The organism is Vreelandella venusta (assembly GCF_044809155.1).
Taxonomy (GTDB): Bacteria; Pseudomonadota; Gammaproteobacteria; order Pseudomonadales; family Halomonadaceae; genus Vreelandella; species Vreelandella venusta_B.
The window spans coordinates 2454087-2477787 of the sequence record NZ_CP085241.1 but is presented as its reverse complement, the minus strand read 5'-3'; the positions used below and the strand labels follow the sequence as shown (position 1 = coordinate 2477787).

At 57.2% G+C, this 23701-nt stretch carries 26 protein-coding genes; 16 read left to right on the top strand and 10 right to left on the bottom strand.

Annotated elements, in window-relative coordinates; all coding sequences use genetic code 11:
- Window positions 1-17: 17 nt before the first annotated feature.
- The 3 genes from LG301_RS11570 to LG301_RS11560 form a co-directional block, all read right to left on the bottom strand.
- On the bottom strand, window positions 18-1229 hold the full coding sequence (locus LG301_RS11570; RefSeq protein ID WP_404471306.1) for a hypothetical protein: 1212 nt from the start codon (window positions 1227-1229) through the stop codon (window positions 18-20).
- A complete protein-coding gene (locus tag LG301_RS11565) occupies window positions 1198-1608 on the bottom strand; it encodes a hypothetical protein (RefSeq protein ID WP_404475242.1) in 411 nt (136 codons plus the stop codon). Before LG301_RS11565 ends, LG301_RS11570 begins: the two co-directional genes overlap by 32 nt.
- 380 nt (window positions 1609-1988) lie before the next feature.
- The gene (locus LG301_RS11560; protein ID WP_404471305.1) at window positions 1989-2924 is read right to left on the bottom strand and encodes a glycerophosphodiester phosphodiesterase; all 936 of its coding nucleotides are present in this window, start codon (window positions 2922-2924) and stop codon (window positions 1989-1991) included.
- Between the two features lie 202 nt (window positions 2925-3126).
- On the opposite strand from LG301_RS11560, the gene LG301_RS11555 reads away from it, so the two are divergent.
- The 5 genes from LG301_RS11555 to LG301_RS11535 all read left to right on the top strand — a co-directional run bounded on the left by LG301_RS11555 (window position 3127) and on the right by LG301_RS11535 (window position 7183).
- Window positions 3127-4239: an RNA-guided endonuclease InsQ/TnpB family protein gene (locus LG301_RS11555; RefSeq protein WP_404471304.1), complete on the top strand. Its 1113-nt coding sequence runs from the start codon at window positions 3127-3129 to the stop codon at window positions 4237-4239.
- Between the two features lie 384 nt (window positions 4240-4623).
- The gene (locus LG301_RS11550; RefSeq protein WP_404471303.1) at window positions 4624-5253 is read left to right on the top strand and encodes an SDR family oxidoreductase; all 630 of its coding nucleotides are present in this window, start codon (window positions 4624-4626) and stop codon (window positions 5251-5253) included.
- A gap of 148 nt (window positions 5254-5401) precedes the next feature.
- A complete protein-coding gene (locus LG301_RS11545; protein WP_404471302.1) occupies window positions 5402-5971 on the top strand; it encodes a DJ-1/PfpI family protein in 570 nt (189 codons plus the stop codon).
- A 105-nt stretch (window positions 5972-6076) separates the two neighbouring features.
- Window positions 6077-6439 carry a ribbon-helix-helix domain-containing protein gene (locus LG301_RS11540; RefSeq protein WP_404471301.1) on the top strand — a complete coding sequence of 121 codons (363 nt, stop codon included), beginning with the start codon at window positions 6077-6079 and terminating at the stop codon, window positions 6437-6439.
- 141 nt (window positions 6440-6580) lie between these two features.
- Complete coding sequence (locus LG301_RS11535) at window positions 6581-7183, top strand: glutathione S-transferase family protein (RefSeq protein WP_404471300.1); 603 nt, start codon at window positions 6581-6583, stop codon at window positions 7181-7183.
- A gap of 42 nt (window positions 7184-7225) precedes the next feature.
- Here LG301_RS11535 and LG301_RS11530 read toward each other — a convergent pair whose 3' ends face one another.
- Window positions 7226-8116, bottom strand: coding sequence for a LysR family transcriptional regulator (locus LG301_RS11530; protein WP_404471299.1), 891 nt, complete (start codon window positions 8114-8116; stop codon window positions 7226-7228).
- Between the two features lie 123 nt (window positions 8117-8239).
- Here LG301_RS11530 and trpB point away from each other — a divergent pair, with 123 nt between their 5' ends.
- Both trpB and trpA read left to right on the top strand, forming a co-directional pair.
- Window positions 8240-9457, top strand: a complete 1218-nt coding sequence (gene trpB, locus LG301_RS11525; protein ID WP_404342792.1) for a tryptophan synthase subunit beta — start codon at window positions 8240-8242, stop codon at window positions 9455-9457.
- Between the two features lie 20 nt (window positions 9458-9477).
- A complete protein-coding gene (gene trpA, locus LG301_RS11520) occupies window positions 9478-10326 on the top strand; it encodes a tryptophan synthase subunit alpha (RefSeq protein ID WP_404471298.1) in 849 nt (282 codons plus the stop codon).
- A gap of 78 nt (window positions 10327-10404) precedes the next feature.
- On the opposite strand, the gene LG301_RS11515 is transcribed toward trpA, so the two are convergent.
- Entirely contained in the window at window positions 10405-10707 is a 303-nt protein-coding gene (locus LG301_RS11515; protein WP_188639313.1) for a helix-turn-helix transcriptional regulator, read from the bottom strand.
- 10 nt (window positions 10708-10717) lie between these two features.
- Entirely contained in the window at window positions 10718-11062 is a 345-nt protein-coding gene (locus LG301_RS11510) for a type II toxin-antitoxin system RelE/ParE family toxin (RefSeq protein WP_404463500.1), read from the bottom strand.
- A 192-nt stretch (window positions 11063-11254) separates the two neighbouring features.
- Between LG301_RS11510 and LG301_RS11505 the strand changes: the two genes are divergently transcribed.
- Together LG301_RS11505 and LG301_RS11500 are read left to right on the top strand one after the other, a co-directional pair.
- The gene (locus tag LG301_RS11505) at window positions 11255-11575 is read left to right on the top strand and encodes a hypothetical protein (protein WP_404471297.1); all 321 of its coding nucleotides are present in this window, start codon (window positions 11255-11257) and stop codon (window positions 11573-11575) included.
- 47 nt (window positions 11576-11622) lie between these two features.
- Window positions 11623-12516 carry a dihydrodipicolinate synthase family protein gene (locus LG301_RS11500; RefSeq protein WP_404471296.1) on the top strand — a complete coding sequence of 298 codons (894 nt, stop codon included), beginning with the start codon at window positions 11623-11625 and terminating at the stop codon, window positions 12514-12516.
- A 5-nt stretch (window positions 12517-12521) separates the two neighbouring features.
- On the opposite strand, the gene LG301_RS11495 is transcribed toward LG301_RS11500, so the two are convergent.
- Window positions 12522-13490, bottom strand: coding sequence for a putative zinc-binding metallopeptidase (locus LG301_RS11495; RefSeq protein ID WP_404471295.1), 969 nt, complete (start codon window positions 13488-13490; stop codon window positions 12522-12524).
- Between the two features lie 173 nt (window positions 13491-13663).
- Here LG301_RS11495 and LG301_RS11490 point away from each other — a divergent pair, with 173 nt between their 5' ends.
- The 4 genes from LG301_RS11490 (at window position 13664) to LG301_RS11475 (ending at window position 15397) form a co-directional block, all read left to right on the top strand.
- A complete protein-coding gene (locus LG301_RS11490) occupies window positions 13664-14230 on the top strand; it encodes a pyridoxamine 5'-phosphate oxidase family protein (protein WP_404471293.1) in 567 nt (188 codons plus the stop codon).
- Between the two features lie 98 nt (window positions 14231-14328).
- On the top strand, window positions 14329-14664 hold the full coding sequence (locus LG301_RS11485; protein ID WP_253507406.1) for a zinc ribbon domain-containing protein YjdM: 336 nt from the start codon (window positions 14329-14331) through the stop codon (window positions 14662-14664).
- A gap of 34 nt (window positions 14665-14698) precedes the next feature.
- Window positions 14699-14977: a helix-turn-helix domain-containing protein gene (locus LG301_RS11480; RefSeq protein WP_404471291.1), complete on the top strand. Its 279-nt coding sequence runs from the start codon at window positions 14699-14701 to the stop codon at window positions 14975-14977.
- Between the two features lie 189 nt (window positions 14978-15166).
- The gene (locus tag LG301_RS11475; RefSeq protein WP_404471289.1) at window positions 15167-15397 is read left to right on the top strand and encodes a type II toxin-antitoxin system Phd/YefM family antitoxin; all 231 of its coding nucleotides are present in this window, start codon (window positions 15167-15169) and stop codon (window positions 15395-15397) included.
- 37 nt (window positions 15398-15434) lie between these two features.
- Here LG301_RS11475 and LG301_RS11470 read toward each other — a convergent pair whose 3' ends face one another.
- A complete protein-coding gene (locus LG301_RS11470) occupies window positions 15435-15638 on the bottom strand; it encodes a hypothetical protein (protein WP_404471288.1) in 204 nt (67 codons plus the stop codon).
- Window positions 15639-15908: 270 nt separating this feature from the next.
- Here LG301_RS11470 and LG301_RS11465 point away from each other — a divergent pair, with 270 nt between their 5' ends.
- From LG301_RS11465 to LG301_RS11455, 3 genes are all read left to right on the top strand, one after another.
- Window positions 15909-16058: a hypothetical protein gene (locus LG301_RS11465; protein WP_404471287.1), complete on the top strand. Its 150-nt coding sequence runs from the start codon at window positions 15909-15911 to the stop codon at window positions 16056-16058.
- A 10-nt stretch (window positions 16059-16068) separates the two neighbouring features.
- Complete coding sequence (locus tag LG301_RS11460; RefSeq protein ID WP_404471286.1) at window positions 16069-16239, top strand: DUF427 domain-containing protein; 171 nt, start codon at window positions 16069-16071, stop codon at window positions 16237-16239.
- A gap of 252 nt (window positions 16240-16491) precedes the next feature.
- Window positions 16492-17445 carry a COG2958 family protein gene (locus LG301_RS11455; protein WP_404471285.1) on the top strand — a complete coding sequence of 318 codons (954 nt, stop codon included), beginning with the start codon at window positions 16492-16494 and terminating at the stop codon, window positions 17443-17445.
- 127 nt (window positions 17446-17572) lie between these two features.
- On the opposite strand, the gene recD is transcribed toward LG301_RS11455, so the two are convergent.
- Together recD and recB are read right to left on the bottom strand one after the other, a co-directional pair.
- Window positions 17573-19771: an exodeoxyribonuclease V subunit alpha gene (recD, locus tag LG301_RS11450; RefSeq protein ID WP_404471284.1), complete on the bottom strand. Its 2199-nt coding sequence runs from the start codon at window positions 19769-19771 to the stop codon at window positions 17573-17575.
- Window positions 19768-23466 carry an exodeoxyribonuclease V subunit beta gene (gene recB / locus LG301_RS11445; RefSeq protein WP_404471283.1) on the bottom strand — a complete coding sequence of 1233 codons (3699 nt, stop codon included), beginning with the start codon at window positions 23464-23466 and terminating at the stop codon, window positions 19768-19770. The genes recD and recB overlap by 4 nt, the downstream gene beginning before the upstream one ends.
- Between the last annotated feature and the right edge of the window lie 235 nt (window positions 23467-23701).

Here is a 23701-nt window from a genome sequence, read left to right as displayed (position 1 = left end):
TCCGGTGTCTTGCCGCGTTAAAAACGCAGCGAAAGCTGAAAGAGCAGCATGTTCCAGTGCTGGCGAGTAGCTGAGGTGTCAGGGTTATCTTGGGTTGGTAGCCAGCCGGTACCATTAACGTGGTGGTACTCCCCTGCAAGCATCCAGCGGGCATTAGGTGTCCACTGAAGGCCAAGGGTTAGATCATCTGCAAACTGCGAGTGGGCTGGGCCAAAGCCGCTTTGTTCGTATTTGCGGCCTGAACGGTCATCGATATTGTTCACGAGGCTGTCGTACCTTACCAGCCAGCTCCAGCTGGGGGTCAGGCGACGCTGATACTGCACGTACCAACTATGGCCGGTGATGTCCAAATCTCGCGGCAAGTGGTCGCCTTCGAGGGACTGTTTTCTTAGAGCGAACTCAGCCGTCAGGCTCCATAGCTCTTCGTTGTATTGCAACGAGGCAATCCAGGGCTGAAAACTAAAGTCTGCAGCATTGCCTGCTAAGTCAGCGTCTAGCTTCACGTTGGCAGCGCTTAAGGCAGCAAGAAACTTACCGTTCTGGTCTTCGTATAAAAGCTGAGAAATCGCCGATAGCGATGACGAGGAGACGTGAGCGTCAGTATCACCAAATAGCTGTTTAGCGAGCAGGGAACCTGTTTGTGGTTGGCCAACGCCGCTAACGAGTCGCAGCGTCCCTGATGGCAGGCGCTCCTCCAGATAAACATTAACGCCATCGGCGGCCAGCCCCAGCGCCCGGGTGCGGTCAAAATAGATCGATTGAGGCAGTAAGATGCTTGGCCGTGTAAAGGCCACGTCACGGGTTTGATTGTAAAGCCCAAACGGGTTTTTGAACCTGCCCGCCTGTACGCCCAGCGTACGCGCTTGGTTCGAGACCATCTGATAATCAATCACGCCATAGTCTAACGTGGGGCGCGCATCGCTGGCGTCACCGCCTGCCCGGCGGCTTAGTAACTGGGCCGCAACCAGTACATTTTGATGAGGGCGAAGCGAGGCGTTAACCCCAAGCTCGGTAAACTCTACGCTACCCGCATCGTGACTGCTGGGGCCAAAAAAATTGTTCTCGTCGGTGACGATAAGCGCCTGGCTCAGAAAGCCGTGCACCTGCAGCGTATCCAGTAGGCGCTCATCGGCCAGGCTGGCCGCTGGGGGCGTTAACGACACAAAGCACGCCATCAGCGTTTTGGCGAATTTGCGATCACTCCATTGAAATGACTTGGACGCTTTCATCCAGGTACTCCCTTTCAAGGTATCCCAGCGCACCGGGCGTATTGGCAACTTTTTCGTGCATTTCAGTCAGGTTGCTCACCCGGTTGGGTGCTTGCCCCCTGCCAGAAAACACCACGCGATCCCAGGCCAATTGAAGCTGATGAGGGTAAACAGCGAGCTGCTCTTTGGTAAAGCGTAGATGGGCGGGGTCGCGGTTGGGTAGCACAAACACCTGTACGGCTTGGCCATCTGGCCAAGAGCGTTGGCGCATGGCGAATATCGCGCGAGTGGTGTCCCGCGTTAGCCAGCGGGTGGGAACGTCGGGGTGTGCCACTAATACAATCACGCTTTCATCGGCGACCGACTGGGCTTGTGTAACCCCTGGAACCAGCGCAAGCATCAGGCAGATGGTGACCCAAGCAAACGGCTTGCGTGTAGCACTAAAAAAGCAGAACGGCGCGGAGCGTCTAGTCATTGCCCGTTAAACGCCAAGCCTTGCACGCTGCAGGCTTTGCCCACACGGAAGATGTAAATGCGTAAATGACGTTTCTCCTTTGCAGCCGCTATTTCAAAAGTCCTTAAGTGAGGAGCTTATCGGTATTTTTTATTGACGGAAACTACAAAATAATTAGGCCGACGTAACCTGTTATACCTAGCAACACTACAGTATCGGTAGGGCATTGACCGATACACAAAACGTATCATTGTTACATGACATGAAGCCTGCATAACGAAAGCGCCCGGCAAAGGCCGAGCGCTTTATCACTCTACCACACAGGCTTACTGGATAAGTTCAAGCAGGCGGTCAGGGTAGTCAGTAAACAGCCCGTTTACGCCCCAGTCTAGCAAGCGCTGCATCTCGTCGGTCTCGTTGATCGTGTAAATATGAACCGGTAATCCATTGGCCTGTGCTTGGCGGATAAAGTCTGCGTCTATGACATCATTGCCATCATAGGTCACGTTAGTGCCAATCCCGACAGCGTATTCAGCGACGGCCTGGAAGTCTTCATCAGTTATCTCGGCTGGCCCCGGCGTTACGTCTGTCCACTCTTGTAGCGATGAATCATCCTCTTCGCTGGTGTAGTACCACACCAGTTGGATAAGCGGTACGTTCTCGTTTAGCTCGCGCATTTTAAGCAGACTATCTTGCTCGAATGACTGAACCAGCACGCGGCCCGTTTCAATCATATCGTGGGCTTCTAACACTTCAACCAGGGCTTCTTCCAAACCGGGGTTTAACTGCGGTGATTTGGTTTCAATGTAATACCGTGCATCATGGCCAAAACGCTCAAACAGTTCGTTTAACGTAAGCATTTGGGCGCCTTCAAAGTCGGCGTTTGCCCGATCAGCATTGGCTTCATTGAACCAAGCGCCAGTGTCCAGCGCTTTTAGTTCTTCCAGTGTGTGGTCATTAATCTTGCCCTCACCGGTGCTGGTGCGATCAATGGCATCATCATGAAATACCACTAGCTCACCGTCGGCAGTGATTTGAACATCCAACTCTAGGTAATCGGCACCCCACTCATGGGCCAGCTCGTAGGCGGCCATCGTGCTTTCCGGTGCATGGCCGCTGGCGCCACGATGGGCAATCACCTGGAACGACTCGAGATCTTTTAGCTGCTGCTCCAGCGGTGTTGTTTCAGCCAGCGCAGAGGACGTGGCAGCACCAGCGAAAAGACCTAGCGATATAGCGGTAATCAACGGATGACGTGGCATAGAGGTTCCTTAATTGAATGGTTGTTCAATTATCCTACATGCCCTCACAGTAGAATGCCAAAAAGGACATTTTTGGGCGTTTTATCGAAAAGCGCGGAATACTCCATCCAAGCGACCGCATTGGGTGGAGATGGATAGCGCGGCGTCCGCTAGGGCGCCCTATACCTTGCAGCCTTACATAAATATACCTAATCTGTAGGGTATGAAAACCGAACGCGCCTACCAATACCGCTTCTATCCCACGCCCGAGCAGGCAACCTTGCTGGCGCGGACGTTTGGGTGCGTGCGGTTTGTCTGGAACGCGGTGCTGCGCTACCGCACCGATGCGTTCTATCAGCGCCAGGAAAAGATCGGTTACACCGACGCCAGCGCGTTTCTCACCCAGTTGAAAAAGCAGCCGGATACGGTCTTTTTAGCCGAGGTCAGTTCGGTGCCACTGCAACAATGTCTGCGCCACCAACAAACCGCTTTCAAGAATTTCTTTGCTAAGCGGGCGCGGTATCCCAACTTTAAATCCAAGAAGCACCGGCAGTCAGCCACCTTTGCCAGTTCGGCATTTTCGTACCGTGATGGTCAGATCACGCTCGCCAAGTGCCGTGAGCCGCTGAACATTCGCTGGAGCCGCGAGCTACCGTCAGCGCCTAGCACCGTCACCGTGTCAAAGGACGCAGCAGGCCGCTACTTCATTAGCTGTCTGTGCAAGGTAGATACTGAGGCGCTGCCGATCACACCGAAGATGGTTGGTATCGACCTGGGGCTGAAAGACCTGTTCGTGACCAGCGAGGGTCAACGGGTTAATAACCCGCGCCATACGGCACGTTATGAGAGGAAACTGGCGCGGGCGCAGCGCCAACTCAGCCGTAAGCAAAAAGGCTCCAACAACCGTGCCAAGGCACGGTTAAAGGTCGCTCGCTGTCACGCCAAGATCGCTGACACGCGACGTGACCACCTGCATAAACTCACCCGTCAGATCGTTAACGAGAACCAAGTGATCGCAGCGGAGAGCTTGCAGGTGAAGAACATGGTCAAAAATCGCCATCTCTCTAAAGCCATCAGCGATGTTGGCTGGGGGGAGCTGGTGCGCCAGCTTGAGTACAAAGCGGCGTGGGCAGGACGCCAGTTCGTCCAGATCGACCGTTTTTACCCCAGCAGCAAACGCTGCCATGGCTGTGGCTTTGTGATGGATTCACTACCGCTTGATGTGCGCACCTGGGACTGCCCAGATTGCGGCACCGAAGGCATTGACCGTGACCTCAACGCCGCCCGCAACATCCTACAAGCAGGCACCGCGCTATTAGCCGGTGCCGAGCGTTGAAGTAACTACCGAGGGGCACTCGGGAATTGACGCCTGTGAAGTTTGTGTAAGACCGGCAGTGCCAAGGCATTGATGGCAACGGACAGCGAAGCAGGAACCAGGAAGGCAACAACCTGGGAATCCGCCACTACCATCTCTGATTTAGTGGTCGGAGGATGTCAAGTATAAGCACGGGTATCACCGCTGTTTTTGAGACACACCATAGCGCCTAGCAACCCGGTCAAGGGTTGAATTTCGTCGATGTGTCTACACTCATGGTAGATACACCATGGGTAGGTAAGCCATTAGTCAATATGCGCGTAGCAGGCCACTATCTAGCCAGTGTCTTGTTCAAATGAAGCATGCAAGAAAGACATTCAAGAGTGACATTCACAAGGAGTCGTTATGACAACGTTAGTGATTGGAGCCAATGGACAAATTGGTAAACATTTTTGCGAATTGGCCCAGCAGGCGGGCACGCCTGTTAAGGCGATGATCCGCAGCAAAAAGCAGGCGCCGTGGTTTGAAGAGCGCGGCATCGAAACCGTGATTGCCGACTTAGAGGGCGAGCTTGAGCACGCTTTTGAAGGCTGCGACCAGGTTGTCTTCACCGCGGGCTCAGGCCCTCACACCGGGCCTGATAAAACGCTGATGATTGATTTATACGGGGCTATTCGCGCTGCTGATATCGCCTATCAAAAAGGCCTTTCCCGCTACATCATGATTAGCGCGATGCGCTCTGAAAAACCGCTGGAAGCGCCTGAAAAAATGCGCCCCTATATGGCGGCGAAATTTGCCGCCGATGCCCATCTAGCGAACAGTAAAATTCCCTATGTGATTCTGAAGCCAGGGCGTTTAACGGATGAACCCGCAAGCCGCGAGTTTGCTAGCACTGTTGATGAAGCAGGCGATAACCAGATTTCACGGGCCAATGTCGCCCATGCGCTGCTGCATGTGGTGCAAACCCCCAATGTGGTGAATCAAGAGTTCCTGCTGTTAGATGGTAAGCGCCCCATTAAGGAGCTTATTGGCTGAATCGGCACGTGTGAAACTAGGCCAAATCGTCGGTAATGACGCTGTAGTAAGGGGCTAATACCCACCTGTTAAAGCTTCTTGCTAATTTTAGCTCTACACGCTCTGCGTGTGCTCAGTGACTCAATAAATAACGATAAGGAGCATAGAGATGAGCAGTAAACAAATTTTAATGATTACCGGCGACTACACCGAGGATTATGAAACCATGGTGCCTTTTCAGGCACTGATGGCGGTCGGGCATCGTGTTGATGCGGTATGCCCTGGAAAAGCCTCGGGGGAGACGGTGGCCACCGCCATCCACGACTTCGAAGGGGACCAAACTTATTCTGAAAAGCCCGGCCACCGCTTCGCTCTCAATGCTGATTTCGCCAGCATCAACCCTGCCGACTACGACGCCCTGGTGGTGCCGGGTGGTCGTGCGCCAGAATACCTGCGCTTGAATAAAGACGTGCTCACCATGGTTCAGCACTTTTTTGAGACGAACAAACCTGTCGCCGCCATTTGCCACGGTGCTCAGCTATTAGCCGCGGCTAAGGTGCTGGAAGGCCGGCAGTGCTCCGCCTACCCAGCTTGCCAGCCGGAAGTGGAGCTGGCAGGGGGCCACTTCGCCAACCTAGAAGTGACCGATGCCGTTACCGATGGCAACTTGGTAACAGCGCCAGCTTGGCCTGCTCACCCGGCGTGGCTCGCACAGTTCATGGCATTGTTGAATAAGTAGGCATCAAGGGTGGGCGTCGTTTGATAGTCGCGCCCAGACGTTTGCTGGGCGCCTTTCATGATGCCCGCTATCCTGAGATGAGGCCTGAACGTAAAGAGAATCCTCATGTGTAAACTGTTTATTAAAGCCGATCCCGAGCTGTGGCGCAGCGCAACGCATTCGCTACGTATCGATGGCATGGTAACAAGCGTGAGAATGGAGAATTACTTCTGGCACATCCTCGAACAGATTGCCCAGCGGGATGGTATGAACACTGCCCAGATGATTACGCGTCTCTATCATGAATCGATTGATGCGGGGCACGATTTGGGAAACTTCACCTCCTTCCTGCGCGTGTGCGCACTGCGCTACCAAGCGCTTCAGTTAACGGGGGATATTCCCAGTCATCAAGAGGTGCCCATCGCTACCTTGGATGCTGATGATATTCTCGCTCGCGAACGGCACAGTGGGTTTAATCAAGTCCACTAGCGCAGGGCAGGAGTAGAGCAGATAAATAGCGGCGCACTTAAGAGTGAACGCAAAGATCAGCGCGGGTGATTGCCTAGCCGGTAGCTTCTGAACCACATCAGCGGTAGGGTCAGCGTTAAAGGTCAACTGACTGAGGCAGTTATGGAACTCTTTCTAAACGCTACATCCCCCTATGCCCGCATGGCGCGCATCATCCTGCTGGAAAAAGGCCTAGCTGGTGACGTAACGCTGCGCTGGTGCGACCCCTGGGTAGACGACCCCGCGCTGCTGGCCGTTAACCCTGCGGGTCGAATTCCCGTGCTGATCACCCATAACGGCACCGCACTTAGCGAATCGCTGCTGATCGCGATGTATCTGGACGCGCAATACCCAAATACGCCGATTATCCCTGATGCCCAGCGCGGCGATGTGCTGCACCTAGCGGGGCTGGCGCAGAACCTGATGGATGCCGCCTTCACTACGGTGATCGCGCGAAAACATTACGGCCCTGAAATCGATCAAAGCGAACTCGGTTTAAGGCGCCAGCGTGCTATTCAACGGCTAATAAAGCGGCTTGGCGAAGAGCTTCACGAAAACCAGCTAACCGAATCGCTCACCCTGGGTGACATCGCAACGGCAGTGGCGCTGGATTATCTTGCGTTCAGGCTCCCCGAGGTGGACTGGCAAGCAGCGTGCCCGCCGCTTCAGGCATGGCAGGTCAAGGTGGTCAGGCGCGAAAGCTTCCAGCACACCGCCTTTGCATAATCCGAGCGTCTTAACCGACACGCTGGGGAGTTTGCGTGGTTGCTATGCCTTCAGTTTTTCCTTAAGCCAGTTGGCCAGCGCATCGCTACGGCGAGCGTTGGCGTGTTTGGGCAGCCACAGGCAGAGCTGTGCCGGGGTTTCGATGCTGCCCCAAGGGGCGACAAGCCGTCCGTTTTTGAGATCATCTTCTACGAGTAGTTTCGGGGCGATGGCGACCCCCAGGCCCGCAACGGCAGCTTCTATGAGGTAGTACAGGTGCGCAAAGCCTTGGCCCTGTTGGAGGGCTGTTTTCAATGCGGCGGTTTCCAGCCCTTGGGCGTCTGCCCACTGGGGCCACGCTTGGGGGCGTGAGGCGGTATAAAGCAGTTTGTTGGTAAACAGCGATGCGGGATGAGAGGTATGGCACGCATCCGCCAAACGTGGGCTGGCCACGGCGCAGATTTCCTCAGACATCAGTGCAATTAGCTCGCCCTCGTCAGGCCAAGGTGGCTCGAAAAAGGCCAGTGTTGCGCTGGTCTCCGGCTGGCCGGGCTGCTCAGAATCGCTCACTACTACCTGAAGTTTTAGCTCCGGCAGCGCCTGGTTTAAGCGGTCTAAACGGGGAATCAGCCAGCGGGCCAGCAGGCTGCCGGGGCAGGCCAGGGTAAACGGCGCTTCTTCCACCTCATGCTTGAGCCGGGTGCAACTATCCCTGAGTTTAGCGAAGGCTTCCCCCACGCCGCTTTGCAACCGTTCACCGTGGTGAGTGAGCACTAGCCCCCGCCCAGCTTTGGTGAATAGCGCCACGCCAAAATGCTCATCCAGGCTCTTAAGCTGGCGGCTTACCGCGCCGTGGGTCACGCTTAGCTCATCGGCGGCGGCGGTCACGCTGCCTAGCCGGGCGGTGGCTTCAAAGGCGCGCAGAGCACTTAAGGGCGGCAGGCTGTGTTGCATGGGTGCCTCTTCAAATAGTTGCGTAAAACTCACAGGTGATTGCCATCTTATCGATTTTTCTTCCCGCCTGCCTGCGCTAACGTCATCACAACCCTAAATCGCACCCAAAACGCAGAGGTCGTGATGAACAAACCTTTAAGCCTACCCGATGCCAACGGGCTGTTTGGCAGTTTCGGTGGCCGCTTTGTCGCTGAAACCCTGATGCCGCTGATCCTTGAGCTGCAGGATGAGTACACCACCGCCAAAAACGACCCGGAGTTTCAGCGCCAGCTCGCCTATTTTCAGGGCGACTACGTAGGCCGCCCCAGCCCGCTCTACTTTGCCGAGCGGCTCACCGAGCACTTCGGCGGCGCGAGCATTTATCTCAAGCGTGAAGAGCTTAACCACACCGGCGCGCACAAGATTAACAACTGCATTGGTCAGGTGCTGCTGGCCAAGCAGATGGGCAAAAAGCGCATCATCGCGGAAACCGGCGCGGGCATGCACGGCGTGGCGACGGCTACCGTAGCGGCCCGCTTTGGTTTGCCCTGCGTGATTTACATGGGCGCGACCGACATCGAACGCCAGCAGCCCAACGTGTTCCGCATGAAGCTGCTGGGCGCAGAGATCGTGCCGGTCACTTCCGGCACCGGCACGCTGAAAGACGCCATGAACGAAGCGCTGCGCGACTGGGTCACGAACGTCGACGACACCTTCTACATCATTGGTACCGTGGCAGGCCCGCACCCGTACCCAGCGATGGTGCGCGATTTCCAAGCGGTCATTGGCCACGAAACCCGCACCCAAATGCTCGAAAAACAGGGCCGTTTGCCGGATTCGCTGATTGCCTGTGTGGGCGGCGGCTCCAACGCTATGGGCCTGTTTTACCCGTTTATTGATGATGAAAGTGTCCACATGGTGGGCGTAGAAGCAGGCGGCAAAGGCGTCAACAGCGGCCTGCACGCCGCCAGCCTTAACGGTGGCACCCCCGGCGTGCTGCACGGCAACCGCACCTATCTGCTGCAAAACGAAGATGGTCAGATTATCGACGCTCACTCGATTTCCGCAGGGCTGGACTACCCCGGCATCGGCCCCGAACACGCTTGGCTGCACGAGCAAGGGCGGGTCGAGTACGTTTCCGCCACCGATGACGAAGCGCTGGAAGCGTTCCAAATCTGCTGTCGTCAAGAGGGCATCATCCCCGCGCTAGAAACCGCCCACGCTCTGGCCGAAGTGGCTAAGCGCGCGCCAACGCTTCCCCGCGAGCACCTGATGGTGGTCAACCTCAGTGGTCGTGGCGATAAAGACATGATGAGCGTGGCCCACCACCTGGGCGATAAATTCGGAGTGAAAAACGTATGAGCGCGCTACAGGAGAACGACATGACTAATATCTCTCGTCTTGAACACTGCTTTACCGCGCTCAAAAAGCAAAACCGCCCGGCGCTGATCAGTTACCTCACCGCAGGCGACCCGGACGCCGAGACCTCCCGCCGACTGTTGCACGGGTTACCGGAAGCAGGCGTGGACATCATCGAACTCGGCATGCCGTTCAGCGACCCCATGGCCGATGGCCCCGCCATACAAAAAGCCGCCCTGCGAGCGCTGGAAAACGGCCAGACCCAAGCCAAAACGCTGGAAATGGTGCGCCAGTTCCGTGAACAGAACAGCACCACCCCCATCGTGCTGATGGGCTATTACAACCCGATTTACTGCTACGGCGTCGAGCGTTTTCTAACCGATGCCGCCAAGGCCGGGGTAGACGGGCTGATCGTGGTAGATCTACCGCCCGAACACGACGAAGAGCTGTGCCAGCCCGCCGCTCAGCACGGCATCGATTTTATCCGCCTCGCTACGCCCACCACCGATGCCAAGCGCCTTCCCAAAGTGCTGGCCAACGCCTCCGGGTTTATCTACTACGTTTCCGTGGCGGGGGTGACGGGCGGCAGCGCCCCCACGCCCGAGCGTTTAGAAAGCGCCGTTAATCAGCTGCGCGAACACACGCCGCTGCCCATCGCGGTGGGCTTTGGCATCCGCACCGCCGAACAGGCCGCTACCATTGGCCGCTACAGCGACGCCGTGGTGGTAGGTTCTGCGCTGGTAGATTGCATCGAACACGCCAGCAGCGGTGATGACGCCGTGACGCGGGTGCATGGGCTGGTGAAAGAGCTGGCGGAAAGCGTGAGAGGTTGTCGAGAAGCCCAAGAGGAGCACGCAAGTTTGCCAGCCTGATGGGAAGCCGTATCAAAAAAACAGAGCGGGCAATGGCTCGCTCTGTTTGTATAACGTTATGAAAGATTGAGGCAAAAGTCAGACAGGGAAGCCGTGATGGCTACCGTCGGGTAGCTCAATATCAACGCGAACACGGCCACCCAGTGCCTCGACGTAGCGTTTTAGAGAGCTAAGGCGCATGTCCTGGCCTACCTTCTCAAGTCCTGCAATCGTTGGTTGTTTTACGCCCATGGCATCGGCAATGTCAGCTTGGGTTTTTTCTGCCAGCAGCCGAATTTCGGCAAGTCTAATGTCAAGCAGCATATCGCCTGCTTTCGCCTTAGCCGCTGCTACCACCTCCGGCTTTTCCTGCGCCAGCAAGTCTTCTAATTTTCTTGCCATGATGCTCACCTCACTTCAGCGTTTCCAGATGCGCCGCGTATTCACGGTCCGCTACCGGTATCATCTCATCGTAAAACCGTTTGTCGTTCCCACCCTTGTCGCCAGCGCATAAAATGATGCCTGTTCGAGTCGGGTCAAACGCAAAAAAAGCTCTAAGCGGTCGACCAAAACTTTGAATTCGCAACTCTTTCATGTTGGCAAACTGCGAGCCTTTCACTGTATCGGCATGCGGTCGAGACAACATTGGGCCGCGTTCCTGTAGCAATAGTACTGAGGCCAGCACATTCTCACGGTCAGCATCGTCAAGCGAGAAAAACCACTCTTCAAAAATTGGCGTTTGTTCAATCGACCACATAACACCCTCCCTGGTATAGCTTATAAGCTATATAGGCTATCGCCTATTTTCAAGTGGTGTTTCTGAAAAGATTGTGTGAATTTGTGGATACGAAACCACCACGCTCCACTTGCCGCTGTTTCTAGAAAACAGGCATCATCCAGGTTTGATAGTGGCGGCAACGCGCCACGACGACACAAACAGAGGCAAATAATGGGCAAGCTCTTTTCATTGCTGGTACTGCTGGGGCTGGGCTACGCAGGACTCTATGTCTACTACGGAGTGGTGATCGAGAAGGAAGTCGAGGAGCAGTTAGAAGCCCGTGGGCTTTCATCGGTAAGCGTGGATAACGTCGAGTACGACTGGCTGGCCCCAGTGAGCGACAGCACCAATATCGCCGTTACCGTGGGGTATCGTGGCTCCCAGGCAGCGGTCAACGTGCGCGTGCAAGGCCACCCGCTGTTTTCTGATGAGGTCACGGTACAGCTCGATAGCCTACAAGCGCTGCGCTTGGGCCTTAGCTTTGGGCAGTAGTGCTGAATAGCCGCCTCGTGCAAACAACCACCTAAAAGGACACCCCCATGTTTACCGGCCTGAGTGCGTTTCCGTTAACCCCCATGAATGAGCAGGGCATCAACGAGCAGGAATTTACCCAGCTAGTGGCTCGTTTGGCCCAGGCGCAGGTGGATTCCATTGGCGTGCTGGGTTCTACCGGCAGCTACGCTTATTTAAGGGTGCAAGAGCGGGCGCGGGTGGCCAAGCTGAGTGTGGAGAGTGCGGCGGGGGTGCCGGTGGTGGTAGGCATTGGTGCGCTGCGCACCCGCGATGTGCTGGCCAATGCCGAGCATGCCCAGCAGGCCGGGGCGAGTGGGCTGCTGTTAGCGCCTGTGTCGTACCAAAAGCTGACCGATGACGACGTGTTTAACCTGTTCAGTACCGTCAGCCGGGCCATCAGTGTGCCGCTGTGCGTGTACGACAACCCCGGCACCACGCACTTTACGTTCAGCGATGAGCTGCACGGGCGCATTGCCGAGTTGCCCCAGGTGCGCTCGATTAAAATTCCGCCAGTGCCCAACAATCTGGAAGACGCCAAAGCCCGCGTGGCGAGGCTGCGGGCGCTGATTCCTAGTGATGTAACCATCGGTATCAGCGGCGACCCCGCCGCCGCGACGGGCCTGCTGGCAGGCAGCGAGGCGTGGTATTCGGTGATTGGCGGGCTCTACCCAGAACTCGCGCTGGCGCTCACCCGCGCCGCCCAAGCGGGAGACGCCGAACAGGCTCAAGCCCGCTCAGACGCTTTAGCGCCGCTATGGGCGCTATACAATGAATATGGCGGCAGCCTGCGGGTAGTGGCGACTATTGCTGAACTCACCGGTCGCGTTAGCTCACCCTGCTTGCCCCAACCGCTGAACACCCTGCAAGGGGAGGCCCGCCAGCAGGTTGCAGCGGTGATTGAGACGCTTGGGCTTCATTAAATCGCTCAAAGCCCTTGTGCGCCGCGCCGCAGCCAGTCGTGAACAAACGCCAGCTTTTTCATCGCGACATCGGAAAGCACAAACGGATAAAGATCCGACAGCCCCATCGAGCGGTTCACATGGTTCACGCCCGCCACTAACGAGGCGGCAATGTGAATCAGCCGCTCGGCATCCGGCTCGGCGTAGGCATCCCAGTTGTAGGTATTGGGCAAGGCCGGAGAGGTCATGCCTGAAGACACAAAACTGTCGGTAATATCGGTTAAGTGCAGCAAGTGCGATGCGGTTTCAGCAAAGTCTTCATGCGGGTGTGCTGATGCGTAGGTAGTGAGGAAACGCTGGCGCCAGTCGGGCGGCGGACCATCTTGGTAATGGCGTTGCAACGCCGCTGGGTAGTCCGCTCGCTCATCGCCAAACATCTCACGAAACGCATCCAAAAAGTCATCCCGCAGGCTCAGCCGCCACCACAGCATGTGGGCAATTTCGTGGCGCATATGGCCAATCATGGTGCGGTAAGGCTCATCCAACGCCTCTTTGCGGGTGGTGCGCAGCACCGGGTCTGCCTCGGCCACGCTAATCGTCACCACGCCGCCCACATGCCCCATGGGCACCGGGATGCCGCCTTCCGCCAGCATATGAAACACCGGCGGTGCGCCGGGGTCTTCCGGGCGAAACCAGTTCCAACGGCCCAGGTTGTCAATCACCCAGCGCTTGGCTGCCTCGGTTTGCGTCCAGTTGGGTATCGCATCGGAAATGGAAGGGTCTGGGGCCAGGGCGGTCATCGCGCAGGCGCGGCAGAACTCGCCCTGCTTCGGGGCAATCCAGTTACAGCCAATCACGTCGCGGTTGGCACAGAAGGGCGGCATGGGAATAAACGCCCGCGCCTGGGGGTCGTAGGCCACCGGCACACCATCCGCCGTGACCAAATTATCAAACCAGAGTGAACCGGCACCGACCGGATTAGAAAAAACGCGCATAGGTCGGGTATCTCAAGAGAAACGAAACTTCAGTCTAGGAGCCGAAGCCTGGGTACGCCAACGGCGATTGCAGGCATGCTCTATTGCGATAAACCCACACGCTGCTACTCGCGCCGTGAGGCAATGGTAAATTAATCATTCCAAACAACGATGCACAGCTAAGGTGACATGTTATGCAACCTCGCCACCCTTGGGCCGAAACGCTGCCCCAGCTTCACGACCACCTGTGGGCACGCTTGATTCGCGGCGTACACGACCGCCACGCACCCGCGCGGCATCCTACCTTGGCAACCGTCAGCCCAACCGGCATGCCTCAGGCACGCACAGTGGTACTGCGTAGCGCAGACAAACAGGCCGCCACACTCACGCTATATACGGATGTGCATTCAGATAAGGTGAGGGCGCTGCACACCACGCCCGTTGCCGCGCTGCATGTATGGGATGCCACCGCCCATCTGCAAACGCGTATTGAGGCAAGCGTGACGGTGTTAACCGACGATGCTGCTCACGAACACTGGCAGCGGGTGCCTGAACGCTCGCGAAGTGCGTACAGCAGTGGCTCCGCTCCTGGCCAATCAATAGCCGAGTCGTTGGCTTATTCCAAAACGCCAGATCAGCAGGCCTTTGCCGTGCTGTTACTCCAGGTCAACACCATCGATGCGCTGCACCTGGGCTCGCAGCACCGCCGCGCCCTGTTTACGCGTGAAGACGGCTGGGCAGGGCAGTGGGTGGTTCCCTAACGCACTAGCAACGCAAGCGGCCACCGCCACGCCCCAGTCGCCAAGGCCGCCCTGGCTCAGTATCATCACCCGCTCATTCACCACAGAAGCCACTGCTTATGTCTTGCCCGCCATGCCCCCGCTGCCAGTCCGAATTCGTCTATCAGGATCAACGCCTGTTCATCTGCCCCGAATGCGCCCACGAATGGAACCCTGAAGAAGCCGCCGCCGAAGAGGCCGTGAACGTGGCGGATGCCCACGGCACCCCGCTCGCCGAAGGCGACAAGGTCACGCTAATCAAAGACCTCAAGGTGAAAGGCAGCTCCCAAGTGCTCAAGATCGGCACCAAAGCCGTCATCAAACGGCTAAAAGAGGGCAAAGACCACCAGCTAGACTGCAAAGTAGACGGCGCAGGCGACATGATGGTGACCGCGCAGTTTGTGAAGAAAGCTTGAATTAACGAAGGACTGTTCCAAGAGGCAATCAAACATGGCTGATCGAAACCTGGGTGCAGAAATCCTCAATGGTATCCACGAGATCCAGCAATTCAAGAAAGGTAACGTGGCTCTGCGTACCCATGAGCTAGCAGAGCCATCACACCCCAAAGTCATTCGACACAAATTGAACTTATCGCAACTCGCTTTTGCGGGCTTGTTAGGGGTTAGCGTACGTACATTGCAAGACTGGGAGCAAGGCCGTAGGGAGCCCCAAGGCCCGGCTTTGGCACTTTTGCTCATTGCGGAACAACATCCAGAGGTGTTTGATTAGCTTCACTAAATCCAACGACGCTTTTTACCTACTGTGCTGAGCGATTTTCCGTTACTGCTCGATCGTACCCCCAGGTTAAAGGCAACAAGGTCGCTGCAGATGTTGGTGGAAAGCCTGCTCTGTTTCGCCACAGTGAGCAACTGATGAGCGCCGACCTACTGGCCTCGATAGTTTCAACGGTACAAAGCTATGAAAACGGTGTCGTTTAAAGAAGCGAGTAGCGATTTAAAAGCGGTACTAGATAGTGTTGCTAATGAGACAGATATAACAATTATCACACGCAAGGGTGCCGATGATGTCGTGGTGATGTCATTGGACCATTACCATAGCCTCATGGAAACAGTACACCTGCTTCGTTCACCTAGGAATGCAGAGCATCTAAACCGTTCAATAAAGCAATATCGCGCGGGTCAAACATAATCTGGCCGCTTATTACGCCCCTGGCCACGAAAGCGGCCTAATCAACGTTAACAGCACCCGCATCGCCCTGGCCGTTTGCGCCGACTTCACCCACCAAGACCACGCCGCTACCGCCGCCGCCCAACAGGCGGACGTTTACCTCGCCAGCGCGCTGATCTCCCCAGGTGGCTATGCAAAAGATGCCGAGCTGCTCACCGCCATCGCAAAGCGCCACCAACTGCCGGTACTGCTCGTCAACCACGTTTCTACTACAGGAGGTTGGCAAACCTGCGGCAATAGCGGCGGCTGGAATACAGCCGGGGAGTTAGCGATTAACGCCAAAGGCACGCAACCCAGCTTAGTGATGTGCCGCATTCACAACGGTGACATAAGTGGTAGCGTGGAAGTGATGACTAACTTACATAGCTAAGTATGAGTTACCGACTAAAAACTAACCATCTAAAGTTGGCTTAACCTAGATTAACTGCTAGTCTCGAAGCATTAGAGCAAACAATGCCGCAGGGACTACACGATGCAGGATGCCCGCATAACGCTTCACTCTAGTCAGCAGCGCATGCAAGTGCGGGTGGATGGCATTCTGCTAGTGGAAACTATAAAAAGTACCAATACGCTGGAACTCCACGAAACACGGCTACCCGCCACGCCACTATTTCCCACGTAAAGACGTGCGTATGGACTTACTCACTGTTTCGGAAACGACCACTTATTGCCCGTTTAAAGGACATACAGTGTCTTTTTCGCTGGGTGATCGGCGGGATATTGCTTGGAGTTATGAGGAGCCGATTGAGGGTGTGGGAGCTATTGCGGGTAGGGTGGCGTTTTATAGAAAAGGTAGCAAATGATGCTGTTCGGAGCACAATGGTCATGCCGATAAATGCTGCAAGAAAATTAATTATGCTTTATATGTCAGGCGCAATGGTTGGTGTTATGCTGATAATTTTATAATTATTATTTATTTTATTTCAGTGAGTTAGGTTATGGGTGGATTCCTAGGTAGCATTTTGTACATGCTGGTGCATGCATCTTAAGTCACAGCTTTATGCCTAGTTAATATTAGCTTTCTCGTTTTTGGTCTTTCAAGTAAGGAGTATGGTTTGTCGAAATTGTCACAATCACAGAAAGTGGTTAAGTATCTTCAGGATAATCCGAAAGAACGATTCAGCGCGAGAAGTATTGCTGAGGCCATAGTTAATCTCTACCCAGATGACTATGCAGAAAAACGCAATAATCCTAGGTTTGTTGATGAAAAAGCATTCATCACTCAGATTGTTGCAGAAATAGGTGCACAGAAGGAGCAAATTGCAAATCAAAGCTCCCATGTCTTTTGGCAAGATAAGCCTCGCCCGAGACTGTATTGGTATGACCCAGATAGAAAGTCAACAGATATTCTCAAGAACACAGATTTTGACGGTTATGATGATGATGAAGTTGAAGTAGACACTGCGCCAGCTACAAATCATGTATTGTCAGAGCATGAGCTTTATCCATTACTGATTGAGTACCTCAAAACGGAGCTAAAACTTTACTGCCTCCGGATAGATGAGAAACGATCCAGAAATTCAAGAGGTAGTGGTGGAAATCAATGGTTACATCCGGACATAGTTGCGATGCAGCCTATTGATAAAGAATGGAATGAGCTAATCAGAAGCTGTGTGAAGCAAGGGGCAGGTCAAAGTGTTCGCCTGTGGTCGTTCGAGGTGAAAAAAGAACTCAATGGTTCCAATGCTAGAAAAAGTTTCTTTCAGGCTGTGAGTAATTCTAGCTGGGCAAATGAGGGTTACTTGGTAGGTACCTCTATTGCTGACGCAAACACTGAAAAAGAATTAAGAATGTTATCTGCGTTACATGGAATAGGCGTAATTTTGCTCAATCCTGAAAATCCAAGTGAAAGCGAGATGATATTACCTGCACGCTCTCGCTCAGATGTTGACTGGGAGTCTACGAACAGGATATTAATTGAGAATGAAGACTTTCGTGACTATATCGAGCTTGTTTCTACCTACTATCAGACTGGAAGAGTCCGTCCTAGAGATTGGAACAAGTCGTAAAGTTTACAAGTCACTGCTGACGGACAGATTTGTTGCAGAGCGCAGCGTCATATAAAAATTCATTAAAACACCTCTTTTGGTCTTAACAGAAACCTGGCACTGATAGAACCAATGCTGTCAGCTTCAATTAACCCCCAACCCCACTAAACCTAACCACTTCCCTCACCACCGCCTCATTCAACACCCCGCGCTTGGCTTCCACCACCGTTAGCCATTCGCGGGCGCGGGTGATGCCGGTGTACACCAGCTCGCGGGTCAGAATCGGGTTCAGGGTGGGCGGTAGCAGTAGGGCGGTGTGCAAAAACTCCGAGCCTTGGGATTTGTGCACCGTCATCGCAAACACGGTTTCTACCGCGTGCAGGCGTGAAGGCAGCACCCAGCGGATGGGCTTGTCGGTGTCGCTGGTTGGGAACGCGACTCTTAATAGCTTCTGCTGCGGGTTGCGCGGGTCGGGCACGGCCAGGGTGATGCCGATATCGCCGTTCATTAGTTTTAGGCCATAGTCGTTTTGGGTAATCAGTACCGGGCGGCCTTCGTACCAGCCTTTCTCTAGCGTGTAGTCACTGCCGAACAGCAGCTTTTCACTTCGCAATGTGCTGGCGATGCGCTGGTTTAACCCTTCTACTCCCCAGGGGCCTTTGCGCAGCGCGCACAGCAGTTGGAAGTGGCTGTAGGCGCTGAGTACCTCGCTGGCCCAGGCGTCAAAAGCGGTTTGGTTTTTCTCGAACGACTCCCCCCGTGGGCGCTGTGCGTGCAACACGTTGAGGTAGTGGCGGTAGCCGGTGGGCGGGGCGATGGGCTGGCCTTCGTGGTCGGTGCGGCCTTCGCCGTTGCCCGCAAAGCCGCTGGGGCTGCCGTGAATCACCAGCTTATCCAGCGCGGTGTCTTCACTCATCACCAAGTGGTGAATATCCGGGTAGCCGTGGCGCAGCACGGCGCTTACCGCCTGCTGTTTTTCCCGTTCGCTTTGCGCATGGCCCGGCTGGTTAATGGCTTTTGCCAACTGGCCGATGCCGCTGTGTTCATTGAAGCGGTGGCTAACCCGCAGCATGGTAATGGCTTGGTCGAGTGGTTGGCCTGCGGGGTCGATGAACTTGGCTGGCAGCGGTTGGCCGGTGGCTTGGGCCAGCCATTCGGCGGTGGTCGGGGTGTAGTGGGCGGCGTCGGCGCGGCGGCATAGGTCGCCGAGTACCGAGCCTGCCTCTACCGAGGCGAGCTGGTCTTTATCCCCCAGCAGAATGCACTGGGCGTGGGCGGGCAGGGCGCTGAGGGTCGCGGCCATCATTTCGATATCCACCATCGAGGCTTCGTCGATCACCAGCACATCCAGCGCCAGCGGGTTGGCGGCGCTGTGGCGGAAGTGGCGGGTATCGGGGCGTGCGCCGAGTAGGCGGTGGAGGGTGGTCACTTCCGTGGGAATCGCGATCTCGCTGGATGCCGCAGAAGGTGAGTGTTCACTGAGTAGCGTTGCCAATTCAGCGAGCGGTAACGCATTCACCTGCCCGGCGATGGATTCATTTAAGCGGGCGGCAGCTTTGCCGGTGGGGGCGGCTAGGCGAATACGCAGCGGCTGGCTAGTGTGCTGGGCCAGTTGCAGGGTTTGCAGCAGGGCGAGCAGACGTACCACGGTGGTGGTTTTGCCGGTGCCGGGGCCGCCGGTAATAATGCCGAAACGGCTGCGGGCGGCCAGGGCGCAGGCGGTTTTTTGCCAGTCTAGGCCGTTGCGTTGCTTGAACAGGATATTCAGGGCTTGGGGGAGTAACACCGAGGCGCTGGCGTCATTCGTCGTTTCCAGGCGTGCGGCGATGTGTTGGTGCAGGCTTTGTTCGTACTGCCAGTAGCGACGCAGGTAGAGCCGTGTGCTGGGGGTGCCGCTGGCTGAGTGAGTGGTTACTACTACCAGCGGCGTGTTGCTGGGGACTTCGCTGGTGAGCAGCGGGTGGTGCAGGGCGGCTTGCCATTCGCTAAGCGTGAGCGTGGCCAGCACGTCGCTGGGCAGCGGCGGCGGGTCGGTGAGGTCGTCCCCTTCGGGCGGTAGCGAAAGGGCGAAATCCGGCGCGTTCAGCGTGGCGTTAATATCCAGGCATACGTGGCCGCGGTCTAGCTGGTGGCTGGCCAGCGCGGCTGCCAGTAGCAGCAGTGTGGGGGCGTCCGGGGCTTCACTGGCAAGAAAGCGCACCAGGGCGCGGTCTAAATCTCGCAGCCAGCCTCGCGCTACCCAGCGTTCGCACAGGGCCAGTAGTTCTGGGGTGCTGCCGAGTGCTGGGTGGGCGCTGGCGGCATCGCCGAACATATCGAAGGTGTGGCTATCGTGTTGGCGGCTCATGCCGTGGCCTCCTGCTGGGTGGCGTGTGGCTCGCCTGCAAACAGGCTATCCAGGGCTTCGATGAGTTCAACCGGGGCGGGTTCGCCCACCACGCCGCGCCCAGGGCTGCGGCTGCCGCGTAGAAATACCGTCATCGAACCGCCCAGGTGCTGGTGCGGGTCGTAATCCGGCAGGCGCGCTTTTAACAGCCGGTGCATGGCGAGTAAGTAGAGCGCGGCCTGTAGGTCGTAGCGTTTGGCGAGCAGCGCGTGGCGTAAGGCCTCGGGTTCGTAGGCGCTGTCGTTGGGGCCTAGGTAGTTTGATTTCCAGTCCAGCACGTAAAAGCGCCCCTGGTGCTCGAAGGCTAAGTCAATGAAGCCTTTCAGCATGCCGTTGAGGGTGTCGGCATCCAGCGCGGGGCGCTCTACTCCTGGCAGTAAGTGCTTGCTCACCAGCGCATCGATGGCTTGGGTGTTCACCCGCTTGGCGGCAAACCAGAACTCTAGCTCTACTTGGTAGCTTTCTAACTCATTCAGCGCCACGCTTTGCGGGGTGGGCGCGGCCAGCGGTAGCGGCGTGGTGAGCAGGGTGCTTAGCCAGCCCGCCAGCGGTTCTTGCCATGCCTGCCAGCCGCGTAGCTGCACCCGCCGCCACAGCATGTCGTTGAGGGCGTCCATATCGTTCGCGGCGGTATCGAAGCCTTGCTTGCCCGCCCACTCCAGCAGCCCGTGCAGAAAGGTGCCGGGGCCGGGGCCACGTGGAAACTTATGTAAGTGAAACGCTTCTAGTTGAGATCGTTCTTGAGACAGTTCTTGAGACAGTTCTTGGGGTTCATCCAGCACTTCAAAGGCGGTGGCTTCTTGGGCGGTGGTGGGTTCCAGCGGTGGCAGCACCGGGGCGGTGAGCGTGCCGGAAAGCCGCAGCGCGGAGTAGCTGGCAATCCACCAGTGCTCTTTGGCGGGGCGCGTGGGCGTGCGGGCGTGGCCCAGCGCACTGCTTTGCTCCACGATGGCAACGCGCTCTGCGGTGAGCGCGGGTGGCTGGTGAATCTGTATCTCGCTGCCTTCCACTAGTTCGTTGAGCGCGTTATTGAGCGCCTCCGGTGAAAGGGCATTGCCGCCTTTTAGCAGGTAACCCAGCGCGCTGTTCTCCAGCCCTTTCAGCGGGGCCAGCCCCAGCCAGGTGGCGTGGCGGGCGCGGGTAAGCGCGACGTAGAGTTTGCGCAGGTCTTCCCCCAGCCGTTCGCGGTCGGCGGTGGCGAGTATCGCGTCATCCGCTTCTAGGCTGAGCTGTAGGTTGCCTTCGCCATCGTGCCAGCGCAGCGGTACGTCTTCGGCTTTGACCGGGCGGTGGTTGGCGATGAAGGGCAGGAACACCAGCGGGTACTCCAGCCCTTTGGATTTGTGGATGGTGACCACTTTGACCAAATCCGCGTCGCTCTCCAGGCGTAGCTTGTGGCTGTCGCCGTGGCTTTCCGGGTCGGCAATGGCGTCAAACAGAAAGCGAATCAGCGCGTGCTCGCCGTCCAGTTCGGCGCTGGCCTGCTGCAGCAGTTCGCCCAGGTGCAGCAGGTCGGTGAGCAAGCGCTCACCCTCTTTAAACTCCGCCAGCAGGCGTGCGGGAATATCAAAATCCACCATCATGCGGCGCACCAGCGGCAGCACGCCTTGGCGCTGCCACAGGCGGTGGTAGTGGCTGAACTGCTCTACCCGCGCTTCCCAGGCCAGCTCGTTTTGCTGCAGGTAGTCCAGCTCCGCCAGGCTTAGCCCCAGTACCGGGGTGGCCAGCGCGGCGCGCAGGTGCGCTTCGGCTTGGCGGGAGCTGGCCAGCGGCTCGGCGCAGGCGCGCAGCCAGCGCTCTACCTGGGCGGCCATGGGCGAGCTAAACACCTTATCGTGATCCGAAAGGTACACGCTCTTCACCCCACGGCTGGCCAGCGCTTGGCGAATGGCGCGGGCTTCCTGCAGGCCGTTTACCAGCACCGCCATATCGGAAGGTTTGAGCGGGGTGAGCGCGTCGTCGGTTTGAAAGCCGCTCTTGCCTTGCTGGCCTGCGCTGAGCAGTTCCGCCATGTACGAGGCGCAGCATTCGGCCATCTCGGTTTGGTAAGCGGTTTTGGAGAGCGCCTCATCGGTTTCCAGCGGCCAGAGCGTCATGGCGGGCAGCGGTTGGCCTTGGTGAACAAGCTGTTCACTTCGGCCTTTGGCGTCTACCGGCAGAAACGGCAGCGGGTTGTCGCCGCCTTCTTCGCGGAATAGAAACGCTCCGGCCGGGTGCTGATCGGCGTAGCGGAAGCAGTGGTTCACCGCCTCTACCATGGCGCGGCTGGAGCGGTAGTTGGTGCCCAGCGTGACGTGGCGGCCTGCGGTGTCTTCGCGGGCTTTTAAGTAGGTGAAGATATCCGCGCCGCGAAAGGCGTAAATGGCCTGTTTGGGGTCGCCGATCAGCAGCATGGCGGCGTCTCGGCGGGGCTTGGCGACCTCATACACCGCGTTGAAAATACGGTACTGGATGGGGTCGGTGTCCTGGAACTCGTCGATCAGCGCCACGGGGAACTGGCGCAGTATCTGCGCGGCCAGCGCCTCTTTATTGGGGCCTTGCAGGGCGCGGTCCAAGTGGGTGAGCAGGTCGTTGGGGCCCATTTCGGCGCGGCGCTCTTGCTCCCGCTCCAGGCGCACTTTGCACCACTGCACGGCGTGAATCAGCAGGTCGTTACGCGGTTCGGGCAGGGCGTTTAGCGCGGCGGGCAGCTCGGCTAGCGCTTCCCAGGCGGCGGGGCAAGGGGGCGCGCCCTCTTTCCATATCTCGGCCATGCCGTCTGGAGTGAGGCGTCTCCAGGCGGCATCGGTGAGTGCGGGGCGGGTGGCGTCGCTGTCGCTCCACTCCCGCAGTGCGCCTAGCCAGTTGGCGCGGCTTTTGGCGTTGAAGCTTTGGCCTTTGAAGGCTTTGCGCTTGGCGGCGTCTTCCAGTGCGGGCACTAGGTCATCCAGCCAGGCGGGCCAGGGGGCTTTTAGCTCGGTTAGGCGAGCGCTGCGCTCGGCTTGGGCGGCGCTTAGGGTGTGTTCGGGCGAGGGGCGCTGGCTGCCTAGGGCCTCGCTTTCGGCCAGCAGTTTGCGCACCTGCCCGTGGAGTTGGTCCGGCGACTTCCAGTAACCGGTAATGCTGCCCAGCGCCTCGGCGTCCAGCGGGTAGTAGAAGGTGCGCCAGTAGTCGCGGACTACTTCTTGCTCCAGCTCTTGCTGGTCGTTTTCTAAATTGAGCGAGAATAGGCTGCCGCTATCGAAGGCGTGCTCCCGCAGCATGCGGTAGCACCAGCTATGGATGGTGGAAACGGCGGCTTCGTCCATCCACTCGGCGGCTAGCTCTAAGCGGCGGGCGCAGGCGGGCCACGTGGCCTCGGGGTATTGGCTGCGCAGTGCTAGCAGAAGTGAGTCTTCACCCTGATGCCGAAACACCGCCGCCGCTTCCACTAGCCGGTGGCGGATACGTTCACGCAGCTCTTGGGTGGCGGCGTTGGTGAACGTGACCACCAGGATTTCCGGCGGGGTGAGCGGGCGTACGAAGGCGGTGTCGTCTTCGCTGTGCTGCCCGCCCAGCACTAGGCGCACGTATAGCAGTGCAATGGTGAAGGTTTTCCCCGTGCCCGCGCTGGCTTCAATCAAACGGCTACCGTGAAGCGGTAGCGTCAGCGGGTTCAGCGGGGCGGGCTGGCTCATTCTTATTCTCCGAACATCACGGCAGGCGGAAAGCAAAGCGCCTTTGGCGGGAGGCCAAAGGCACCGGCACTATATCGCGTTGCCAAGAGCTGGGCAAAAGAGCAAAGCAGCGTTAGAGGCTGGTTTGAAAGACGGCGTCGAATTCGTTGTAAACAGGTAGGCACGCTCGGCTTCCATGGCCGTAAGCCACAGTAAACAGGGGTTAGGCTGTGAGGTATCGTCGCCAACTGGTAAT